Annotated in this window: 15 protein-coding genes and 1 other RNA gene; 4 read left to right on the top strand and 12 right to left on the bottom strand. The window is 68.1% G+C overall.

Annotation, left to right across the window (positions count from 1 at the left end; all coding sequences use genetic code 11):
• Position 1: 1 nt before the first annotated feature.
• Genes mraY through mraZ form a run of 7 tightly spaced genes read right to left on the bottom strand, consistent with a single transcriptional unit; the run spans position 2 to position 7,494 of the window.
• Entirely contained in the window at positions 2-1,087 is a 1,086-nt protein-coding gene (gene mraY / locus N5J29_RS14450) for a phospho-N-acetylmuramoyl-pentapeptide-transferase (protein ID WP_053516457.1), read from the bottom strand.
• The gene (gene murF, locus N5J29_RS14445; protein ID WP_164151676.1) at positions 1,077-2,471 is read right to left on the bottom strand and encodes a UDP-N-acetylmuramoyl-tripeptide--D-alanyl-D-alanine ligase; all 1,395 of its coding nucleotides are present in this window, start codon (positions 2,469-2,471) and stop codon (positions 1,077-1,079) included. Before murF ends, mraY begins: the two co-directional genes overlap by 11 nt.
• Positions 2,468-3,967, bottom strand: a complete 1,500-nt coding sequence (locus tag N5J29_RS14440; protein WP_164151678.1) for a UDP-N-acetylmuramoyl-L-alanyl-D-glutamate--2,6-diaminopimelate ligase — start codon at positions 3,965-3,967, stop codon at positions 2,468-2,470. Before N5J29_RS14440 ends, murF begins: the two co-directional genes overlap by 4 nt.
• A complete protein-coding gene (locus N5J29_RS14435; protein ID WP_065182805.1) occupies positions 3,964-5,808 on the bottom strand; it encodes a penicillin-binding transpeptidase domain-containing protein in 1,845 nt (614 codons plus the stop codon). Before N5J29_RS14435 ends, N5J29_RS14440 begins: the two co-directional genes overlap by 4 nt.
• A complete protein-coding gene (gene ftsL / locus N5J29_RS14430) occupies positions 5,805-6,068 on the bottom strand; it encodes a cell division protein FtsL (RefSeq protein WP_053516463.1) in 264 nt (87 codons plus the stop codon). The genes N5J29_RS14435 and ftsL overlap by 4 nt, the downstream gene beginning before the upstream one ends.
• Entirely contained in the window at positions 6,065-7,033 is a 969-nt protein-coding gene (rsmH, locus tag N5J29_RS14425) for a 16S rRNA (cytosine(1402)-N(4))-methyltransferase RsmH (RefSeq protein WP_164151680.1), read from the bottom strand. Before rsmH ends, ftsL begins: the two co-directional genes overlap by 4 nt.
• 14 nt (positions 7,034-7,047) lie before the next feature.
• Entirely contained in the window at positions 7,048-7,494 is a 447-nt protein-coding gene (mraZ, locus tag N5J29_RS14420; RefSeq protein ID WP_004143635.1) for a division/cell wall cluster transcriptional repressor MraZ, read from the bottom strand.
• Between the two features lie 324 nt (positions 7,495-7,818).
• On the opposite strand from mraZ, the gene N5J29_RS14415 reads away from it, so the two are divergent.
• The gene (locus tag N5J29_RS14415) at positions 7,819-8,607 is read left to right on the top strand and encodes an NRDE family protein (RefSeq protein ID WP_164151682.1); all 789 of its coding nucleotides are present in this window, start codon (positions 7,819-7,821) and stop codon (positions 8,605-8,607) included.
• Between the two features lie 51 nt (positions 8,608-8,658).
• Here N5J29_RS14415 and rnpB read toward each other — a convergent pair.
• Both rnpB and rsmI read right to left on the bottom strand, forming a co-directional pair.
• Positions 8,659-9,010, bottom strand: an RNA gene (gene rnpB, locus N5J29_RS14410) — RNase P RNA component class A.
• 87 nt (positions 9,011-9,097) lie between these two features.
• Positions 9,098-9,916: a 16S rRNA (cytidine(1402)-2'-O)-methyltransferase gene (rsmI, locus tag N5J29_RS14405; RefSeq protein WP_053516466.1), complete on the bottom strand. Its 819-nt coding sequence runs from the start codon at positions 9,914-9,916 to the stop codon at positions 9,098-9,100.
• 81 nt (positions 9,917-9,997) lie between these two features.
• On the opposite strand from rsmI, the gene N5J29_RS14400 reads away from it, so the two are divergent.
• The 3 genes from N5J29_RS14400 to N5J29_RS14390 all read left to right on the top strand — a co-directional run bounded on the left by N5J29_RS14400 (position 9,998) and on the right by N5J29_RS14390 (position 13,560).
• Positions 9,998-11,719 carry a penicillin-binding protein activator gene (locus tag N5J29_RS14400; protein WP_128989130.1) on the top strand — a complete coding sequence of 574 codons (1,722 nt, stop codon included), beginning with the start codon at positions 9,998-10,000 and terminating at the stop codon, positions 11,717-11,719.
• Complete coding sequence (locus N5J29_RS14395; protein WP_065182806.1) at positions 11,709-12,077, top strand: YraN family protein; 369 nt, start codon at positions 11,709-11,711, stop codon at positions 12,075-12,077. Before N5J29_RS14400 ends, N5J29_RS14395 begins: the two co-directional genes overlap by 11 nt.
• A gap of 97 nt (positions 12,078-12,174) precedes the next feature.
• Entirely contained in the window at positions 12,175-13,560 is a 1,386-nt protein-coding gene (locus N5J29_RS14390; RefSeq protein WP_279924460.1) for an FAD-linked oxidase C-terminal domain-containing protein, read from the top strand.
• A 72-nt stretch (positions 13,561-13,632) separates the two neighbouring features.
• On the opposite strand, the gene thiL is transcribed toward N5J29_RS14390, so the two are convergent.
• The 3 genes from thiL to ribH all read right to left on the bottom strand — a co-directional run bounded on the left by thiL (position 13,633) and on the right by ribH (position 15,665).
• Positions 13,633-14,595, bottom strand: coding sequence for a thiamine-phosphate kinase (gene thiL / locus N5J29_RS14385; RefSeq protein ID WP_164151686.1), 963 nt, complete (start codon positions 14,593-14,595; stop codon positions 13,633-13,635).
• A 126-nt stretch (positions 14,596-14,721) separates the two neighbouring features.
• Positions 14,722-15,201, bottom strand: coding sequence for a transcription antitermination factor NusB (gene nusB / locus N5J29_RS14380; protein WP_128989124.1), 480 nt, complete (start codon positions 15,199-15,201; stop codon positions 14,722-14,724).
• Positions 15,198-15,665, bottom strand: coding sequence for a 6,7-dimethyl-8-ribityllumazine synthase (gene ribH / locus N5J29_RS14375; RefSeq protein WP_010481977.1), 468 nt, complete (start codon positions 15,663-15,665; stop codon positions 15,198-15,200). The genes nusB and ribH overlap by 4 nt, the downstream gene beginning before the upstream one ends.
• Positions 15,666-15,712 lie beyond the last annotated feature (47 nt).

The following is a 15,712-nucleotide window of genomic DNA, read 5'->3' as shown; positions in this document are numbered from 1 at the left end:
GTCAGCGCACCTTCAACGTGGCCAGGCCGATCAGCACGAGCACGACGGAGATGATCCAGAAGCGCACGATCACCCGCGGCTCCGGCCAGCCCTTCAGTTCGAAATGGTGGTGGATCGGCGCCATGCGGAACACGCGCTTGCCGGTCAGCTTGAACGAGGCGACCTGGATCATCACCGACAGGGTCTCGATGACGAATACGCCGCCCATGATCACCAGCACCAGTTCCTGGCGGGTGATCACCGCGATCGTGCCCAGCACCGCGCCCAGCGCCAGCGCGCCGATGTCGCCCATGAAGACCATCGCCGGATAGGTGTTGAACCACAGGAAGCCCAGCCCGGCGCCCGCGATGGCGGCGCAGATGATGACCAGCTCACCGGCACCGGGAATCTGCGGGATCTGCAGGTAGTTGGCGAACACCACGTTGCCGGAGGCGTAGGCGAACACGCCCAGCGCGCAGGCGACCAGCACGGTGGGCATGATCGCCAGGCCGTCCAGGCCATCGGTCAGGTTGACCGCGTTGGAGAAGCCGACGATCCAGAAGTAGGCGATGGTCACGAAGCCGATTCCGGCCAGCGGCAGCGCCACCGACTTGAACATCGGAATGTAGAAGGTCAGTGCGGCAGGTACATCGGCGGTATAGAACAGGAACAGGCCGGCGGCCAGTCCGAAGATCGACTGCAGCAGGTACTTCCAGCGCGACTTCAAGCCGTTCGGGTCGCGGCGGACGATCTTGATCCAGTCGTCGTACCAGCCGATCGCGCCGAAGCACAGCATCACCGCCAGCACCAGCCAGACGTAGCGGTTGCGCAGGTCGGCCCACATCAGCACCGACAGGGTGACGGTCAGCAGGATCAGCGAACCGCCCATGGTCGGCGTGCCGGCCTTGGAGAAATGGGTCTGCGGGCCGTCCTTGCGGATCGGCTGGCCGCCCTTGAACTGGGCAAGCTTGCGGATCATCGCCGGGCCGAGCCACAGCGACAGGAACAGGGCCGTCAACGCGGCAAGGATGGCGCGGAACGTCTGGTAGTTGAACAGCCCGAACAGGCTCTCCAACTGCTGCAACCATCGAGCCAGTTCATACAACATGCGGGGATTCCTCTCCTTGCGCCAGCAGCGCTTTGACGATCGTGTCCATGGCGCTGCCACGGGAACCCTTGACCAGGCAGCGCACGCCGGCGTGCAGCTCGTCCTTCAACGCCTGCGACAGCGCGTCATGGGTGGCGAATTGGCGGCCGCCTTCGCCGAACGCGGCGGCGGCGGCGGCACTGAGCGGACCGAGCGCATACAGGCGCTTCAGCCCTGCGGCGCGCGCGCGGACGCCGGCCTGCGCGTGCAGCGACTGCGCATCCGGGCCAAGCTCACGCATGTCACCCAGCACCAGCCAGCCCTCTTCCGGGGCGGCCGCCAGCGCATCGATGGCGGCGGCCAGCGAACCGGGATTGGCGTTGTAGCTGTCGTCCACCAGCACCGCACCATTGCGCAGCTGGTGGGCGATCTGGCGTCCGGGCACCGGCTGTGCGTCGGCCAGGCCGGCGGCGACCCATGCCAGGTCGATGCCGGCAGCCAGCGCCAGGCTGGCGGCAGCAAGCGCATTGCTGACGTTGTGGCGGCCCGGCAGGCCCAGCACCACGCGTGCTTCGCCCATCGGCGAGACCAGCGTGAACTGGCTGCCCTGCGCACCGGCGCGGATGTCACGCGCGGTGATGTCGGCAGTGTGTTCCAGGCCGTAACGCAGCACGCGGCAGCGCGGCGGAACGCCGACGAAGTGCTGCTCGAACCAGCGTCCGTAGGCATCATCGGCATTGATCACCGCCACGCCGTCGGCCGGCAGTGCGGCGTAGATGGCGCCTTTGGTGGTGGCCACGCCGAGCAGACTGCCCATCCGCTCGAGATGCGCAGGCGCGATGTTGTTGACCAGCGCATAGCGCGGGCGGGCGATATCGGTCAGGTAGGCGATGTCGCCCGGCTTGCCGGCGCCCATCTCGTAGACGGCGTAGTCGGCATCTTCCGGCGCATCGATCACCGCCAGTGGCAGGCCGATCTCGTTGTTGCGGTTGCCCGGGTTGGCATAGACCACCTTGTGCGCGTGCTGCGCCACCTGTTGCAGGATGGCCAGCAGCAGGCTCTTCACGCTGGTCTTGCCGTTGCTGCCGGTGATCGCGAAGACCTCGGTGCTGCGGTCGCGCTGCATGCCCGTGGCGATCTTCGCCAGCGCCAGTTCGCTGTCGGCGACCAGCACCTGCGGCAGCTCGACCGGCAGCAGGCGCTCGACCAGCAGCGCGCTGGCGCCACGGGCCTGCGCGTCGGCGGCGAAGTCATGGCCATCGAAGCGCTCGCCACGCAGGGCCACGTACAGGCTGCCCGGGCCAAGACTGCGGGTATCGTTGCTGATGGCATCGATGGCGACATCGTCGCCGTGGATCTCGCCGCCGGCCCAGTGCGCGATCAGCGACAGCAGGGTGCGCTTCATCGTGCACCCTCCGCCGCCAGCACACCGGCCTTGGCAGCCAGTGCAGCGGCCGCCACTTCGGTATCGTCGAAGTCGTGGCGTACGCCCTTGATCTCCTGGTAGGGCTCATGGCCCTTGCCGGCGATCAGGATGATGTCGCCGGCACCGGCGCGCTTCACGGCCAGACCGATCGCGCGCGCACGGTTGCGCTGCACGGTCACCGCGCCGGCATCGGTGAATCCTGCAAGGATGTCGGCGACGATGCGGTCACCGTCCTCGCCACGCGGGTTGTCATCGGTCACGATGATCTGGTTGGCCAGCCGCTCGGCAATGGCCGCCATCTGCGGGCGCTTGCCGGTGTCACGTTCACCGCCACAGCCGAACACACAGTACAGCGTGCCCTGCAGATGCCCGTGCAGGCTGTCCAGTGCCTGTTCCAGTGCATCCGGCGTGTGCGCGTAGTCGATGACCACGGTCGGCAGGCCCTGCTCGCCGCCAAGGCGGTTCATGCGGCCGCGGATCGGCTGCAGCGCCGACAGTACCTCGGCGATACGCGGCAGTGACTGGCCCTGTGCGTGCAGGGTGCCGGCCACGGCCAGCAGGTTGTCGACGTTGAAGCGGCCCAGCAGCGGCGATCGGACAGCTGCGCGCTGTCCTTCGATCACCAGGTCGAAGGCGATGCCACGGCCGTCCAGCTGCAGCGCGTCGGCGAGCACGACGGCGCCGTCGGTACCGCGCGAGCTCAGGCCGATCGGCAGCACGCCGGCCGGCAGGTCGGCGAACAGCTGACGCCCGAACGCGTCGTCGAGGTTGATCACCGCGGCCTTCAGGCCAGGACGATGGAACAGGCGGGCCTTGGCCGCGCCGTAGCTGGCCATGTCGCCGTGGTAATCGAGATGATCGCGGGTGAGGTTGGTGAACACGGCCACGTCGTAATGCACGGCATCGACGCGGCCCTGGTCCAGCGCATGTGAACTGACTTCCATCGCCACCGCACGCGCACCCTGGTCGCGCAGCTGCGCCAGCAGGGCATGCATCTGCAGCACCAGCGGCGTGGTGAAGCCGGTCGGCTCGACCGCGCCGTAAAGTCCAGCACCCAGCGTGCCGATACTGCCACTGGGAGTGCCCAGCAGATGCCAGGCCTGGGCCAGCAGCTGCACGGTGGACGTTTTGCCGTTGGTACCGGTGACCCCCACCATCGCCATTGCCCGCGACGGTGCACCGTGGAACTGGTCAGCCATTGCGCCCATGCGTGCGCGCAGGCCCGGCACCGCGATGGCATCGGCCGGTGCGGGCAGATCGTCCGGTGCCGGTGGCTCGAACAGGATCGCGCCGGCGCCCGCCGCGCGCGCCTGATCGACGAAGCCCAGGCCATGTGCGCCGAAGCCGGCGATGGCCACGAAGGCATTGCCGGGGCGTACGGCACGGCTGTCCAGCACCAGGCCGGTCAGAACGGGATCATGGCCCGCCAGGGCCACGTCCGGAAGCAACTGCGAAAGCAACATCGAAGGGCTCATTGCGTGCCTCCCGTGGCGGGCGGCGTCTGGACCTGCGCGCTGGGCAGCGCGGCATCGAATTCGGCGGCGGCATCGACCGGCAGCGCGGTCTCGGCCGGCGGGGCCGGCAGGATCGAGGCCGAGTGCCCCATCTTTCCGGACTGCTGCGCGGCCAGCCACGACTGCAGGTCGTCCAGCGGCACATCCATCAGGCGTAGAGTGCCTTCCATCACGTTGTGATAGACCGGCGCCGACACCAGGCCGCCGTAGAACTTGCCGGCCTGCGGATCATTGATGACGATGACAGTGGCAAAGCGCGGGTTGGTGGCGGGCACCACGCCGGCGAACAGCGCGTTGTAGTGACCGCGCTCGTAGCCGCCGGGGCCGGCCTTGCGCGCAGTACCGGTCTTGCCGGCGACGTGGTAGCCCAGGACCGCCGCCTGCTTGGCGCCGCCCTGGGTGACCACCGTTTCCATCATCGCCACCACCTGCTTGGCGACGTTCTCGTCGATGATCTGCTGGCCTTCGTTGCGCTGCCCCTTGACGAAGGTCGGTGCGATCAGGCGACCACCGTTGGCCAGCGCCGAGTACGCGGTGGCGATCTGCAACGGCGTGACCGACAGGCCGTAGCCATAGGACATGGTGGTCTTGGTGGTTCCCGACCAACGGCCCGGACGCATCACCACACCTCCCGACTCACCCGGGAAACCGCTGTGCGGTACCGAGCCGTAGCCGAAGCGCCGCACACCGTCATAGAAGGTCTGGTCGGGCATCTTCGCCGCGACCTTGGCGGCACCCACGTTGGAGCTGCGGGTGATCACGCCGGTCACGTTCAGTACCCCGTTGTTGCGCGGCACGTCGCGGATGGTGAAGCGGCCCAGGGTCATGTAACCCGGATTGGTGTCGACGATGGTGTCCTTGGTCACCACACCTGCCTGCAGCGCGGTGGCGATGGTCAACGGCTTCATCGTCGAGCCCGGTTCGACCAGATCGGTCACCGCGCGATTGCGGCGCGAATCGGGCAACGCACCGGTCAGCGAGTTCGGGTTGTAGGTCGGCAGGTTGACCATGGCCAGGATCTCGCCGGTGGTCACGTCCATGATGACCATCGAACCGCCGGCCGCCTTGTTGGCCACCAGCGCATTGCGCAGTTCCTTGAAGGCCAGGTACTGGATGCGGCGATCGATGCTGAGGGTCAGGTCCTTGCCCGGTTCGGCGGCACGCAGCAGATCGCTCTCGACGGTCTCGCCCTTGCGGTTGCGGATCACCCGCTTCGCGCCCGGCTTGCCGCGCAGCCATTCGTCGAACGCCAGTTCCAGGCCTTCCTGGCCGCGGTCGTCGATGTTGGTGAAACCCAGCACATGCGCCATCGCTTCGCCCTGCGGGTAGAAGCGGCGGAACTCGCGCTGCGCGGCCACGCCTGGAATCTTCAGCGCGACCACCTTTTCTGCCTCGTCCGGATTGATCCGGCGACGCAGGTACATGAATTCCTTGTCCGACTTCTGCGACAGGCGGCTGCTCAGCTCGTCCACCGACATGCCCACGGCCTGCGCCAATTCCGGAATGCGGTCAGGCGCGCGCAGCAGGTCCTGCGGGTTCACCCAGATCGAGGCCACCGGGGTGGAGACCGCCAGCGGTTCGCCGTTGCGGTCGGTGATCATGCCGCGCGAGGTTTTGATCGGCAGCTCGCGCAGGTAGCGGGCCTCGCCCTGGCGCTGGTAGAAATCGCTGTTGATGATCTGCACGTAGGCCGCGCGGCCGACCAGCGACACCGAACACAGGCCGAGCGCCAGTGCCACCCAGCGCAGGCGCTGGCGCAGGTTGAAGGCGTTGCGTGGACGGTTGCGGCCGGTCTTGCTCATGGGCGCACCACCACTACGTCGGCGGCTTCGGGGAACTTCATGCCCAGCTTTTCACGGGCGATGCGGTCGACGCGGTTGGCTTCGGCCAGGGTGGCCTGTTCCAGCTGCAGGCGGCCGAATTCGATGTTCAGGTCATCGCGCGCACGCTCGGCGCGCGACAGCTCGATGAACGTCTGCCGGTGGCGGTGGCGCACGAACACCACGCCGATCGCCGAGGCCACGGTGGAGGCCAGCAGAATGATCAGCAGCAGGCGGCTCATGCGTCGGCCTCCCGCTTTTGGGCCACGCGCAGCACGGCGCTGCGCGCGCGCGGGTTGGCGGCCAGTTCGTCGTCCGTGGCCTTGATGGCCCCGCCGATCAGGTCCAGGGTCGGCACGAACGCGACCGCTTCAGGCAGGCGGCGGTTGGCAGGCGGCGCCTTGGCCAGACGGTTCATGTACTGCTTGACGATACGGTCTTCCAGCGAATGGAAGCTGATGACCGCCAGCCGGCCGCCGGGCTTGAGCCGTTCCACCGCCGCGTCGAGCCCGGCCTCCAGATCGGCCAGCTCGCGGTTGATGTGGATGCGGATGGCCTGGAAACTGCGAGTGGCCGGATGGATCTTGTCCTTGCCACGGGGCATCACCGACGCGATCAGTTCGGCCAGTTCGGCGGTGCGGGAGAACGGCTGCTTCTCGCGGCGGGCAACGATGGCGCGGGCGATGCGCCGGCTCTGCCGCTCTTCGCCGTAGGTCCACAGCACGTCGGCGATCTCGCGCTCTTCGACGCGGTTGATCCACTGCGCGGCACTTTCGCCGCTGTCCGGATCCATGCGCATGTCCAGCGGGCCGTCCTTGCCGAAGCTGAAACCACGTTCGGCCACGTCCAGCTGCGGCGAGGACACGCCGAGATCGAACAGCACGCCATCCAGGCCTTCGGCCGTCTCGTTCCACTGCAGCAGCTGGGCGAAGCTGCCACGGAAAATCGACACGCGCGGGTCCGGCGCGAAGTCGCGCTCGGCCACAGCGATGGCTTCCGGATCCTTGTCCATGACCAGCAGGCGTCCCTCCGGCCCCAACTGGGTGAGCACGCCACGTGCGTGACCGCCACGACCGAACGTGCCATCCAGATAACGTCCGTTTTCGATCACCCTCAGGCCGTCCAGGACCTGGGTGTACAGGACCGGCAGGTGCACCGCCGGCGACTGCGACACCGGAAGGTGACCGGCCTGCGCTCCTGGGCGCATCCGGGCACCCCGGCTCACAACTTCAGGTCGAGCAACCCATCGCCCAGATCCTCGTCAGACAACGTCTGCTGGATCAGGGCACGATGCGCCTGCTCGCTCCACAATTCGAACTTGTCGCCCATACCGAGCAATACCGCCTTCTTTTCTATGCCCACCGCACCGCGGTGGCTGGCGGGAATGCTGATACGACCGTTGCCGTCCAGCTCCAGGTGGGCGGCCGAGCCGACCAGCTTCTGCTGCAACAGGCGCACGACACGCTGGGTATTGGGCTTGGACATGACATCGTCGCGGACCCGCTCCCATTCGGACTCGGCATACAGCCACAGGCAGCCGGCTTCGAACGGGTTGTAGGTCAACACGAGACGGTTGTTGCTGGCGCGCGCGACGAGGTCGCGGTAAGCGGTGGGAACCGCCATGCGCCCCTTGTCGTCAACTGTGATGGCCGTCTCGCCCTGAAACACGACGCCTGCACCTTGTCCTTCGCCCGGTGAAACATTGAACCACGAAAACCCACAAAACACCCGGATTTCCCTCTGATGCCCACCTTAGCAGCGAGCGAAGGGTTGTCAACAACTTTTCCGCAGGGAAATCGCCAGCCACATCAATGGCTTGCAGCAACCTTTAGAGAATTGTTCAAGGCTTATCCACAAGTTGCTGATCCGTCTCAATTTTTGAGATTGAACGGAAGTTCAGGCCTGTGCAGGGGGCGTGAAACATCGCCCCCGCATTCATCGGGAACTGGCTGAAAGCGGCGCCAGACTGCGCAAACCGGGCACAATGACGTCATGTGCCTGCTTGCTCTTGGCTGGATGCACCACCCGCACTGGCGGCTGGTGATGACCGGCAACCGTGATGAGTTCCACGCCCGCCCCACTGCGGCGCTGGCCCGCTGGCAGGATGAGACCTCCGTCATCGGCGGGCGCGACCTCCGCTCCGGAGGAGGCTGGGCCGGCGTCGGTGCCGGCGGCCGTATGGCGGTGGTCACCAATGTGCGCGATCCGCTGGCCGCCCAGACCGGTCCCTCGCGTGGCGCGCTGGTGGCCGACTTCCTGCGTGGCCGCGACCCGGCCGCAGTGCATATCGACCGCTTGGCGGCCGTGGCCGGCGCCTACGCCCCGTTCAACCTGCTGCTGGCCGATAGCGACAGCCTGGAGTATCTGGGCAACCACCCTGCCGAACGGCAGCGCCTGGGGCCGGGCGTGCATGGCATGTCCAACGGCGCACTGGATGCCCCCTGGCCGAAGACACAGCGGCTGATGGCCGCGCTGACGGCCTGGCTGGAAGAAGACGGGGTCAGATCTCCTTCGCAAAGCGAAAGGGATCTGACCCCGGACCTGACCCCGCTATGGACCGCGCTGGCCGACGAACACCGGCCTGCCGACAGTGACCTGCCGGACACCGGCATCGGACTGGAACGCGAGCGCTGGTTGAGCCCGGCCTTCATCCGCGGCGACGACTACGGCACCCGTGCCAGCACCGTGCTGCTGATCGATGGTGATGGCCACGGGCAGATCCATGAACGCCGCTTCGGGCCGCAGGGCGTATTCGTCGCCGGAAGCCGCATCGACTTCTGAACGGCGGGCAGGATGCCGCCGGGCATGGCCCGGCGCTACACAAATGAATGGAGGCGGAGCCGGCCGATAAGCCGGGTTCTGTCGTGGACAGTCATTCCTCTAGGCGTTACGTCACCGCAACGCTCAAGCAACCTACCCGGATCCAACGCGGGCCGCGCCAAAGGATCCCTATTTGGTCTTGCTCCAGGTGGGGTTTGCCGTGCCGGTCTGTTACCAGACTCGCGGTGCGCTCTTACCGCACCATTTCACCCTTACCGGCCTTCCGAAGAAGACGTAGGCGGTATCTTTCTGTTGCACTTTCCGTCGGCTTGCGCCGCCCAGGCGTTACCTGGCACCTTGCCCTGTGGAGCCCGGACTTTCCTCGGCACCCCGCAAGGGATGACGCGACTGTCTGGCCGGCTCCGCCAGCGCGCATTCTACCGTACGCGGGTGGTTCCTGCCCGGTGGCTGTTCGATGCCGCGCGACGCGCACGCCGGGCATGGCCCGGCGCTACCGGCCGTACAACGCCTTGCGCGGTGCGCCGGTCAGCTCGGCGGCCAGCTTGGCGGCGGTCGACGGCGGCAGGTGCTCGCTCAATGTGGCGTAGACGCGACGGCCATGGGCCAGCTGCGCTTCCTCGTCGTCGCCGGCCCCCTGCACCATCACCACGAACTCGCCCTTGCGCTGGTTCTCGTCGGCTTCGACCGTTGCCAGCAAGGCCGCCAGATCGCCATCCAGCACCGTCTCGAACAGCTTGGTCAGCTCCCGCGCCAGCACCGCAGGCCGCTCACCGCCGAAGATCGCCGCCATGTCCGCCAGGGACTCGGCGATCCGGTGCGAGGATTCGTAGAACACCATCGTGCGCACCTCGCCGGCGAGCGCCTGCAGCCGGTCGCGGCGCCCGCTGGCCTTGGCCGGCAGGAATCCCTCGAAACTGAAGCGATCGCTGGGCAGGCCGGCCACGCTGAGCGCGGCAATGGCGGCACAGGCACCCGGAACCGGGCTGACCCGGATGCCCGCCGCACGCGCGGCCCGTACCAGGCGGAAGCCGGGATCGCTGACCAGCGGCGTGCCGGCATCGCTGACCAGCGCCAGCGATTCGCCCGCCTGCAGGCGCGAGACCAGTCGCTGCGCCAGGGCGTCTTCGTTGTGCTCGTGCAGCGCCACCAGCGGCTGCTGGATGCCGAAATGGGACAACAGCTGGCCGCTGCGCCGCGTGTCTTCGGCACAGATCGCCGCTACCGAACGCAGCACCTCCTGTGCGCGCGGACTCAGATCGGCCAGGTTGCCGATCGGCGTGGCGACGACATACAGGGTGGGGACACTCATTTCAGCGGTACTCACGGGGCAAGGGTAGAATCCTAGCGTGTACCTGGCCAAGGCCGCTGCCCTCATCGCATGGACCCGATCATGAACAAGCCCGCCGCACGCATCTCCGCCCTTTCGTTGTCGCTGATGCTCCTGGCCGGCTGTGCCACCACCAGCTTCACCAGCGCGCCCGAATCGCCGGCCCAGAGCCAGGCGCTGGCGCTGATCGAACAGGGCAAGCCGCGCGACGCCGCGATGCAGCTGGAGGGCCTTGCGGCCACCCTGCGCGGCAGCGCGCGCAGCAATGCCCTGGCGGATGCAGCCTGGGCGTGGCACCTGGCCGGCGACAGCACCCGCGCGCGCAGCCTGTTGGGGCAGCTCAGCGCCCGACAGCTGTCCGGTGCCAGCCTGCAGCGTTACCAGCTGACCGGCGCCGAGCTGGCACTGGCTGACAAGCAACCCGCACAGGCGCTGGCCCTGCTCAAGGACAATGGCGACAACGTCGCACCCGGCCTGCGCACGCGCTGGCTGCTCGCCCGTGCCCAGGCCCTGCAGGCCACTGGCGATGCCTTCGGCGCCGCCAGCGACCGCGCACGCGCGCAGGCCGGCCTCACCGGCAGCGCGCGCAACGAGAACCAGGCGGCCATTTCAGGCCTGCTTGGCACCCTCGACGATGCCACCCTGCGCAGCCGTGCCGCCGCGCTGCCGGCCAACGATCCGCTGTACAACTTCGCCGGCCGTGCGTTGATCGCCCGCGGCCTGCCGCTTCCGCGTCCGTTCGACCGCGACGGTGCCGCCCAGTTCGATACCAGCAAGCGCCCGCCGGCAATGAGCGATGGCTACCGCCCGCCGGCGAAGCTGGCCGTGCTGCTGCCACTCAGTGGCCGCCTTGCCACCGCGGCACAGCCGGTGCGCGATGGCCTGCTCGCCGCCTATTACGGCGAATCGCGCCGCCGCCCGGACATCAATTTCTTCGATACCGCCGGCACGCCGGCCGGTGCATTGGCTGCATACGACAAGGCAGTGGCCTCCGGTGCCGACTTCGTCGTCGGCCCGCTGGGCCGCGATGAAGTGGATGCGGTATACGGCCGCCAGCCGCTGCAGGTGCCGGTGCTGGCGCTGAACCGTGGCAAGGATTCACCGCCGGCCGGCAGCGCCGGCTTCTCGCTCGCCCCGGAAGACGACGGCATCGTCGCCGCCGAATACCTGCGTGGCCGTGAGCGCAATCGCGCCCTGGTCATCAGCAGCAGCGACGATACCGGCCGCCGCGCCGCCGCGGCCTTCTCCCAGCGTTTCACCCAGCGCGGTGGCCAGGTGGCCGCCACGGTATCGGTCCCTGAAGCGGTGGGCGATGTCGGCGCCCAGGTGCGCAATGCCGGCCAGGTCGACGCTGTGTTTCTCGCCGTGCGCGCTCCGCAGGCGCGGCTGCTCGCGCCGCAGCTGGCGCTGGCCGGTGTCGGCGGCGCCACCCGCGTCGGCACGTCCCAGCTGACCATCGGCAGCGGCAAGGTGGAGGAAGACGTGGCACTGGACGGCATCGTCTACCCGAATGAAGCCTGGAACGTGCGCAGTGTCTCCGGCCTGCCGTCGGCCAGCCAGGTCGCCAGCACGCTGCCCAGCGCGCGCGGTGCCGCCGGCCGCCTGTTCGCCTTCGGCGCCGACGCGTGGAAGATCAGCAGCTATCTGGACAAGCTGGCCAACGAAGGCGGCCTGGAAGGCGCCACCGGCACCCTGTTCCTCGATGGCAATGGCAACATCCTGCGCCAGCCGGCGTGGTCGACCTTCAGCGGCGGCCGGCCGATGCCGATCGTCGGTGGTCGCTGAGCGCACGCAGCGGGGCTCGGCGGTGGAAACCGCCGCCGAGCTGCACCTGCAACAGGCCGGGCTGCAGCCACGCGCGCGCAATGTCCGTTATCGAAGCGGTGAACTGGACCTGGTGATGGACGACGCCGGTACCGTGGTTTTCGTGGAGGTGCGGTACCGCGCGCGCAGCGACTTCGGCGGCGCTGCCGCCTCGGTCGACCCCCGCAAATGCCGGCGCCTGGTACAGGCCGCACAGTTGTACCTGCAGGCGCATCCTGCACTGGCCGATGCGCCCTGCCGCTTCGACGTGGTCGAGGCCAGCGGCGAACCGCCACAGCTGCACTGGCTGCGCGACGCATTCCGGCTGGACGACTGCTGATGCCCTCGATCATCACCCACGCTGCCGTGCCGATGCCCGGCGCAGAAGCCGCCTGTAAGGCCATCCACTCCGTACCGGTTGTTCCACGAGATCCAACATGAGCCCTGCCCTGCCCGCTGCCCTGGTTGCCGAACTGTCCGCCCTGCTGGGCACGGAGGGCTGGCGCATGGATGACACCGCGCTGGAGGCGAATGCGCAGGACAACTCATGGCGCCGGCAACGCCCCGCCGCCGTCGCGCTGCCGGCCGACACCGAACAGGTGCAGGCGCTGGTCCGCGCCTGCCGTGTGCACGGCGTGGCCCTGGTCGCGCGTGGCGCGGGCACCGGTACCACCGGGGCGGCGGTGCCCCTGCCGGGCAGCATCGTGCTGTCGTTCACCCGCATGGATCGCATCGTCGAGATCCGTGCCGGTGATCGTTGCGCGGTGGTGCAGCCTGGCATGCTCAACGGCGCCCTGCAGCAGGCGCTGACACCGCATGGGCTGTTCTGGGCGCCGGACCCGTCCAGCGCGGAGATCTGCAGCGTCGGCGGCAACCTCGCCTGCAATGCCGGTGGCCCACGCGCGGTGAAGTACGGCACCAGCCGAGACAACGTACTGGGGCTGGTCGCGGTCACCGGCACCGGCGAGGTGATCCGCTGCGGTGGTGCCTATACCAAGGATGCCACCGGCTACGACCTGACCCACCTGCTGGTGGGTAGCGAGGGCACCCTGGCGCTGATCGTGGAAGCTACCTTGAAGCTGACGCCGCTGCCGGTCGCGCAGGCCGGACTGCGCGTGCTGTACCGCGATGCCGATGCCGCCGCCGCCGCGGTATCGCGGCTGATGTCGCAGCCAGTGGTACCCACCCGCCTGGAGTTCATGGACGCGCGCAGCCTGGAGCTGCTGCGCCTCAATGGCGCCGACGTACCGGAGGCCGGCGCGATGCTGCTGGTCGAGGCCGATGGCGACCACGACACCCTGCCCTACCTGCTGCAGGCGCTGGCCAGCGCTGCCGAAGGCGACGGCATGATGGAACTGGACGTAGCGATGGAGGGCCGCGCACGCGACCAGCTGTGGGCGGCGCGCAAGGCACTGTCGCCCGCGCTGCGCAGCGTTGCACCCGGCAAGATCAACGAAGACGTGGTGGTGCCGGTATCGCGCATTCCCGACCTGGTTGCCGGGGTACAGGCGCTGGCAGGCGAGTACAGCCTGACCATCGTCACCTTCGGCCATGCCGGCAACGGCAACCTGCATGTCAACATCCTGTACCACCCGGACGATGCCGATGAGAGCGCGCGAGCGCATGCGGCGCTGCCGAAGATCTTCGCGCTGACGCTGGCGCTGGGCGGCACACTGTCCGGTGAACATGGCATTGGCCTGGCCAAGCGCGATTTCATGGCGCAGGCGTTCACTCCCGCCACGCTGGCGACCATGCGCGCGATCAAGGCCACGCTGGACCCGGATGGCATCCTCAACCCGGGCAAGGTGCTGCCTCCTGCATGAGGCGCCGCCCTGTGCATGAACGCCGTCCGTGTCAGGACGGTAGCGCCGGGCCATGCCCGGCGTTCTCATTCGTCAGGCGAAGTGCTGATAACCACCGTCGGCCACTTCGCCATCCACGTGCACGCCCTGCCCTTCGGCGATGCGGCCAATGCGGGTGAGCGGCAGGTCCAGCGATTCGGCGAGGTAATGCAGTGCGTCGCGCTGATCGGCGGCCGCGGTGAAGCACAACTCGTAGTCGTCTCCGCCACGCAATGCACAGTCGCGCGCGCCATCGCGGCCGAGCAGCTCACGCAGCGCGTGCGAGATCGGCAACGCATCGGTATCGACATGCGCTGCCACGTCACTGCGGCGGGCGATGTGGCCCAGATCGGCCAGCAGTCCGTCGGACACATCCACTGCCGCATGCGCGAAGGCACGCAGGCGCAGGCCGAGGGTGACACGCGGCGTCGGCCGCAGCAGGCGCACGCGCAGGCGTTCGTAATCGGCCAGCAACGTGGCCGTGGCCACGTTCAGCGCCCCCTGTTGCCACAGGCGCAGCGCACCTGCCGCATCCCCCAGCGTGCCACTGACCCAGATGTCATCGCCGGCCTGTGCACGGTCGCGGCGCAGGGCCTGACCACGGCCAACCTGGCCCATTGCGGTGACAGACAACGACAGCGGTCCGCGCGTGGTGTCACCCCCGATCAGCGCGACGTCATGCTGGTCGGCCAATGCGAAGAAGCCATCGGCGAATGCCTCGATCCAGTCTTCGGACGTTTCCGGCAATGACAGCGCCAGGGTGCACCAGGCCGGTCGCGCGCCCATCGACGCAAGATCGGACAGATTGACCGCCAGCGTCTTCCAGCCGATATCGAAGGCCGGCGTCTCCACCGGGAAGTGCACGCCACTGTTGAGTGTATCGGCGGTCACCACCAGCTGTTCATTCGCGCGCGGCTGCAGCAGCGCAGCATCGTCACCGATGCCGAGCAGCACGTCGTCGCGCTCGGCGGTGCGGGCGCGGATACGGTCGATGAGGGCGAATTCGGCCAGGGACATGGGGCGTTCTGCTCTTATGTAGCAGCCGGGCCATGCGCGGCTGCAGTTCGATCACGCGCCACACTACCGGACGCAGCCCTGCCCCGCGCGGCAAGCCAGGCAGGGCACGGCTCTACAGCGATCGGGTCAGTGGCCCGATTCGACCTTGCGCCATTCCACGGCGGCGCGGTCCAGCACACCGTTGACGTAGGTGTGGCCGTGTTCGGAGCCGAAGCGCTTGGCCGATTCGATGGCCTCGTTGATCACCACGCGGTACGGCACGTCCAGGCGGTAGCGCAGCTCGTACGCGGCCAGGCGCAGCACCGCGCGTTCGATGGCATCGACTTCCTCGATGCCACGGTCCAGATACGGGGCCAGCGCTTCGTCGATGTCGGTGCGGTTGTCGAGCACGCCGTGCATCAGCGCCTCGAAGTACGCCAGATCGGCGATCTCGCGGGCCTGCTCATGCGCGAACTGGGCGATCAGCGACTGTGCGTTGCCGCCGGAGATCTGCCACGCGTAGACGGCCTGCACGGCACGACGGCGCGCGCGCGAGCGCAGCACCGGATCAATGCCATCGCGGCGGACGGGTTTACCGGAGGGCTTGCCCTGGGTGTTCTTGTTCATGGCAGCTGCTCCAGAAGATTGACCATTTCCAATGCGGCGAGTGCGACTTCCTCGCCCTTGTTGCCGTGGCTGCCGCCGGCGCGGGCCTCGGCATCTTCCACGCGCTCCACCGCCAGCACGCCGTTCAGTACCGGCACGCCGAAATCCAGCTGCACGCGCATCAGGCCTTCGGCGCAGCGGTCGGCCACGTGTTCGTAATGACGGGTGTCGCCGCGGATCACACAGCCGAGGGTGAGGATGGCGGCGTGTTCATGGGCGGCGGCCAGGCGTGCGGCGACCAGCGGCAGTTCCCAGGCGCCCGGCACCCGGATCACGTCGATGTTGGCTTCGGTGATGCCGTTGCCGGCCAGGCTCTGGCGCGCGCCGGCCACCAGCGTATCGGTGATGCGGGCGTTCCAGCGGCTGGCCAGGATGGCAAAGCGCGCCGACTCGGGAGTGCGAAGATCGCCTTCGTAGTGGCTCATATGCGGCTTGGGGGACTCGATAAGGGGTAATTCTAGCGTGGATGGGC

Source organism: Stenotrophomonas sp. GD03680, assembly GCF_029844625.1.
Taxonomy (GTDB): Bacteria; Pseudomonadota; Gammaproteobacteria; order Xanthomonadales; family Xanthomonadaceae; genus Stenotrophomonas; species Stenotrophomonas maltophilia_P.
This window is presented reverse-complemented; position numbering and strand designations above follow the sequence as displayed.

What these genes read in the sequence shown, in the direction of transcription:
- mraY (WP_053516457.1), bottom strand. Translation starts at nt 1,087, where the DNA reads ATGTTGTATGAACTGGCTCGATGGTTGCAGCAGTTGGAGAGCCTGTTC.
- murF (WP_164151676.1), bottom strand. Translation starts at nt 2,471, where the DNA reads ATGAAGCGCACCCTGCTGTCGCTGATCGCGCACTGGGCCGGCGGCGAG.
- N5J29_RS14440 (WP_164151678.1), bottom strand. Translation starts at nt 3,967, where the DNA reads ATGAGCCCTTCGATGTTGCTTTCGCAGTTGCTTCCGGACGTGGCCCTG.
- N5J29_RS14435 (WP_065182805.1), bottom strand. Translation starts at nt 5,808, where the DNA reads ATGAGCAAGACCGGCCGCAACCGTCCACGCAACGCCTTCAACCTGCGC.
- ftsL (WP_053516463.1), bottom strand. Translation starts at nt 6,068, where the DNA reads ATGAGCCGCCTGCTGCTGATCATTCTGCTGGCCTCCACCGTGGCCTCG.
- rsmH (WP_164151680.1), bottom strand. Translation starts at nt 7,033, where the DNA reads ATGCGCCCAGGAGCGCAGGCCGGTCACCTTCCGGTGTCGCAGTCGCCG.
- N5J29_RS14415 (WP_164151682.1), top strand. Translation starts at nt 7,819, where the DNA reads ATGTGCCTGCTTGCTCTTGGCTGGATGCACCACCCGCACTGGCGGCTG.
- rsmI (WP_053516466.1), bottom strand. Translation starts at nt 9,916, where the DNA reads ATGAGTGTCCCCACCCTGTATGTCGTCGCCACGCCGATCGGCAACCTG.
- N5J29_RS14400 (WP_128989130.1), top strand. Translation starts at nt 9,998, where the DNA reads ATGAACAAGCCCGCCGCACGCATCTCCGCCCTTTCGTTGTCGCTGATG.
- N5J29_RS14390 (WP_279924460.1), top strand. Translation starts at nt 12,175, where the DNA reads ATGAGCCCTGCCCTGCCCGCTGCCCTGGTTGCCGAACTGTCCGCCCTG.
- thiL (WP_164151686.1), bottom strand. Translation starts at nt 14,595, where the DNA reads ATGTCCCTGGCCGAATTCGCCCTCATCGACCGTATCCGCGCCCGCACC.
- nusB (WP_128989124.1), bottom strand. Translation starts at nt 15,201, where the DNA reads ATGAACAAGAACACCCAGGGCAAGCCCTCCGGTAAACCCGTCCGCCGC.
- ribH (WP_010481977.1), bottom strand. Translation starts at nt 15,665, where the DNA reads ATGAGCCACTACGAAGGCGATCTTCGCACTCCCGAGTCGGCGCGCTTT.